This window comes from Micromonospora sp. NPDC049060, from assembly GCF_040649055.1.
Taxonomy (GTDB): Bacteria; Actinomycetota; Actinomycetes; order Mycobacteriales; family Micromonosporaceae; genus Micromonospora; species Micromonospora reichwaldensis.
Genome location: NZ_JBEZEV010000131.1, coordinates 8,579 through 13,030 on the forward strand (window position 1 = coordinate 8,579; position 4,452 = coordinate 13,030).

Below are 4,452 nucleotides of genomic sequence, written 5' to 3' on the forward strand. Positions count from 1 at the left end.
GAGGCGGACCCGCGAACCACCCGCCCCAACGACGCCGCGGCCCGTCGGCCCGGGCCGACGTCGAGGGCCAGACCTGGTCGCCGGACCGGGCCTGGACCGCCGGCGGCGCCGGCTACCTCGGCACCTCCAGCCGCCGGACGACCGGCACCCCGATCACCGGCACCAACGACCCGGCCCGCTTCGCCAGCCAGCGGGAGGGGATGTACGAGTACCGCGTCGACGGTCTCGCGGACGGCTACTACACGGTGGAACTGGACTTCGCCGAGGTGAAGCGGCAGTCCCCGGACCGGCGGGTCTTCGACGTGCTGATCGAGGGCCAGGAGGTGCTGCCGTCGCTGGACGTGGCCGGTGAGGTGGGCAGCTACGCCGCGCTGAGCCGGACGTACACGGTGCGGGTGATCGACGGCCAGCTCAACGTGCGGTTCGTGACGCACAAGGGCTACGGCGTGCCGATCGTGAACGCGCTGCGCGTCACCGACCGGCCGGACCTGCTGTCCTGACGGTCGTACGAGAAACGGGGCCCGGCCGGTGACGGCCGGGCCCCGCCCGTGTGGACCGCGGGGCGCTCAGTCCCCGGCGCGGTCGAGCAACCCGGCCCGCCGTGCCGTCAGCGCGGGCAGGTCGACGGAGACCTTCCAGGGCCGCTCGGTGACGAAGAGGTCCTCGGTGTGGGTCACCGCCTCGTACTCGCCGGTGGGGCCGAGCGTGTATTCCGTGAGGGTCATCCGCTCGCGCAGCGGGTCGACGACCCAGTACGTCCGCACCCCGGCGTGCGCGTAGACCTTCGCCTTGTCGTAGAGGTCGCGGAACGTCGAGGTCGGCGAGAGGACCTCGACGGCCAGCAGCGCGTCCTCGACGGGGACGGGCGAACGGTCGGCGTGCTCGCGGCGGATGGCGACCACGTCGGGGCGCGGCTCGTTGCGGCGATCGATGCGCATCGACAGGTCGATGCTGACCAGGTAGTCGGCGGGGCAGTTGACCCGGAGCGCGAGCAGCAGCTCGACGCACAGGTCCTGGTGCACGGCGGTGGGGGACGGCACGATCAACCTTCCGTTGACCAACTCGTACGGAAGGTCCTTCGGCAGGTCGCCGAGGTCGTCGACCGTCCACTCCGACCGTTCGGGCAGGATGGGTGCCACGGTCATGACTCCTCCTTCCAGGGGCGACATCACCCTAGGCAAGGATAATGTCACCCGCCGCCACCGACGCGCGTCAGCGGGGCCGGCCGTCGCCGCCCTTGCCGAGCTTGTTGAAGTCGATCTTCGGCAGCTTGAAGCCCGGCGGGAGGCCCTGGCCGCCGGCCAGGTCGTTCGGGTCCATGCCCGGCGGGAGCTGCGGCATCCCGCCCGGGAAGCCGCCCGGCATCCCAGCGCCGGCCCCGGCGCGCGGCCGGTTGCCGCCCTTGGTGCCCTTGCGCTTGTTCTTCGGCGACTTGGTCGCCTTGCGCCGGCCGCCGCCCGGCAGGCCCATCATGCCGCCCATCTGCTTCATCATCTTCTGCGCGTCGGCGAAGCGGTTGAGCAGCTGGTTGACGTCCATCACCGTGACGCCGGAGCCGGTGGCGATGCGGGCCCGGCGCGAGCCGTTGATGATCTTCGGGTTGGTGCGCTCGGCGGGGGTCATCGACCGGATGATCGCGGTGACCCGGTCGAAGTGCTTGTCGTCGACCTCGGCGAGCTGGTCCTTCATCTGCCCCATGCCCGGCATCATGGCCAGCACGTTGGCGATGGGGCCCATCCGCCGGACCGCGATGAGCTGGTCGAGGAAGTCCTCCAGGGTGAACTGCTCGCCGCCCATCAGCTTGGCGGTCATCTTCTCCTTCTGATCGGTGTCGAAGGCCTGCTCGGCCTGCTCGATCAGAGTGAGGACGTCGCCCATGCCGAGGATCCGGCTGGCCATCCGGTCGGGGTGGAAGACGTCGAAGTCCTCCAGCTTCTCGCCGGTGGAGGCGAAGAGGATCGGCTGCCCGGTGACCTCCCGGACCGACAGCGCGGCACCACCGCGGGCGTCGCCGTCGAGCTTGGAGAGGACCACGCCGGTGATGCCCACGCCGTCGCGGAACGCCTCGGCGGTGCGCACCGCGTCCTGGCCGACCATGGCGTCGATGACGAAGATGACCTCGTCCGGCTCGACCGCGTCGCGGATGTCGGCGGCCTGCTGCATCATCTCGGCGTCGATGCCGAGCCGGCCGGCGGTGTCGACGATGACGATGTCCCGGGCGGCCCGCTTCGCGTGCTCGATCGAGGCGCGCGCCACCTGCACCGGGTCGCCGGTGCCGTTGCCGGGCTCGGGGGCGTACACCTCGACGCCGGCGCGGCCACCGAGCACCTGGAGCTGCCCGACGGCGTTGGGGCGCTGGAGGTCGGCGGCGACCAGCAGCGGCTGGTGGCCCTGAGCCTTGAGCCAGCGGGCCAGCTTGCCGGCGAGGGTGGTCTTACCGGAACCCTGGAGGCCGGCGAGCATGATCACCGTTGGCGGCTGCTTGGCGAACTGGAGCCGCCGCCCCTCGCCGCCGAGGACGTTGATCAGCTCCTCGTTGACGATCTTGATGATCTGCTGCGCCGGGTTGAGCGCCTGGGAGACCTCGGAGCCGCGCGCCCGCTCCTTGACGTTGGCGATGAAGCCCTTGACCACCGGCAGCGCGACGTCCGCCTCCAGCAGCGCGAGGCGGATCTCGCGCGCGGTGGCGTCGATGTCGGCGTCGGTGAGCCGACCCTTGCCGCGGAGCTTGGTGAAGATCCCGGACAGGCGGTCACTCAAGGTGTCAAACACGCGAACATCCCGTTTGTCAGTGTTCCGGCGGGCACATCGGCGACCGGGCGAGGTGTCCGGCCACCGCTAGGGTAGCCGGCCGGGCCGCACGGCCGCTCCGGGCCGGGCGCAGCTGACCCCGGCGGTCCGGGCGGGACCACCAAGATCGCGGGGCCGGGAGGGCGGGCGCCCGACGTCAACAGGGGGCCCTTCCCTACACGGCGGCCAGCACCGCGGCTGCCAGACGGGCCCGGGTGGCGTCGTCCGGCCAGCCGCCGACGAGGTAGAAGGCGTCCACCACGTCGCCGCCGAGGGTGGAGATGCGGGCCGCGCGCACCTGGGCGCCGGCCTCGTCGAGGGCGCAGGTGACCCGGTAGAGCAGCCCTACCGCGTCGGCGGCGCGCAGCTCCAACAGCACGGCGCCGGTGGCCGCCTCGCGGTGCCAGACCACCCGGGGCGCGGCCGGATCGGACCGCGCCGCCAGGGCCCGGCCGCGCAGCCGCTGGGTGACCGAGACGTCGCCGTTCACCGCGCGGCGCAGGTCGGCGCCGAGGGCGATCGGGTCGGGCGCGAGGCCGTACCGGGGCTGCACGCGGCACTCGACCAGGGCCCGGCCGTCGACGGTGGAGGCGTCGGCGGAGAGCACCTCCAGCCGGTGCAGCGCCAGGCAGCCGGCCACCGTCGCGAGCAGGCCGCGCCGGTCCGCCGCGGCCACCGCCACCCGGTCGGCCGTCAGGTGTACGACCGGCAGGGGCCCCGCCAACAGGGCCGGGTCGGGGGCGGGCGGGGCGGGCAGCGCGCCCGTGTCCAGCGCGGTCCGTACCCGGGTGACCAGTTCGGCGACCAGCCGGCCCTTCCAGTCCGACCAGGCGGCCGGGCCGGTGGCGGCGGCGTCGGCCCGCACCAGTGCGTGCAGCAGGTCCAGCGTGGTCGGGTCGCCGACCCGCTCGGCCACCCCGGCGATGGTGACCGGGTCGGCGAGGTCCCGCCGGGTGGCCACGTCGGGCAGGAGCAGGTGCAGCCGGACCAGCGTGCCGATCAGCGCCACCTCCGGCGCGGGCAGGCCGATCCGGGCGGCCACCGCCTCCGCCAGCGGCACCCCGACCGTGCTGTGGTCGCCGGGGAGGCCCTTGCCGACGTCGTGCAGGAGTGCGCCGAGCAGCAGCAGGTCGGGGCGGTCCACCTCGCGGGTGTGCCGGCTGGCCTCGTACGCGGTCTGCACGAGGTGCCGGTCGAGCGTGAACCGGTGCACGGGGTTGTGCTGCGGCAGGCTGCGCAGACGGGTCCACTCGGGCAGCCAGCCCTCGATCAGCCCGTACCGGTCGCAGGTCTCCCAGGCCGGCACCAGGCCGGGACCGGCGCCGAGCAGGGTGATCAGCGCGGCCCGGGCCTCGGCCGGCCACGGCGCCGGCAGCGGCGGGCAGTACGCGGCCAGCCACTCGCAGGTGGCTCGGGCGATCGGCAGCCGGGTGACGGCCGCGGCGGCGGCGACCCGCAGCGACAGGCTCGGGTCGGGGCGTGCCCCGATGGCGGTGCGGGCCAGCACCAGCTCGCCGTCGTGCTCGACGACGTCCCGGGCGCCACGGCTTCGGCGGACACGGTCACGGGCACCCGCCTTGCGGCCCGCCGCCACCACGTCCGCCAGATCCTGCGCGGTCGGCTCGGCCGGCGCCCCGGTCGGCACCCCCGACAGGCAGTTGT

Annotated in this window: 4 protein-coding genes; 1 reads left to right on the forward strand and 3 read right to left on the reverse strand. The window is 73.9% G+C overall.

The features are described from left to right. On the forward strand, positions 1 to 500 hold a 500-nt coding region (locus AB0B83_RS28810; RefSeq protein ID WP_357580795.1), incomplete at its 5' end, for a malectin domain-containing carbohydrate-binding protein. Between the two features lie 66 nt (positions 501 to 566). Here the strand turns inward: AB0B83_RS28810 and AB0B83_RS28815 are convergent. The 3 genes from AB0B83_RS28815 to AB0B83_RS28825 all read right to left on the reverse strand — a co-directional run. Next, positions 567 to 1,145, reverse strand: coding sequence for a Uma2 family endonuclease (locus tag AB0B83_RS28815; RefSeq protein WP_357580796.1), 579 nt, complete (start codon positions 1,143 to 1,145; stop codon positions 567 to 569). A 67-nt stretch (positions 1,146 to 1,212) separates the two neighbouring features. After that, the gene (gene ffh, locus AB0B83_RS28820; protein WP_357580797.1) at positions 1,213 to 2,772 is read right to left on the reverse strand and encodes a signal recognition particle protein; all 1,560 of its coding nucleotides are present in this window, start codon (positions 2,770 to 2,772) and stop codon (positions 1,213 to 1,215) included. A gap of 193 nt (positions 2,773 to 2,965) precedes the next feature. After that, positions 2,966 to 4,452: HD domain-containing protein (locus AB0B83_RS28825; protein ID WP_357580798.1), on the reverse strand; the 1,487-nt coding region annotated here is incomplete at its 5' end.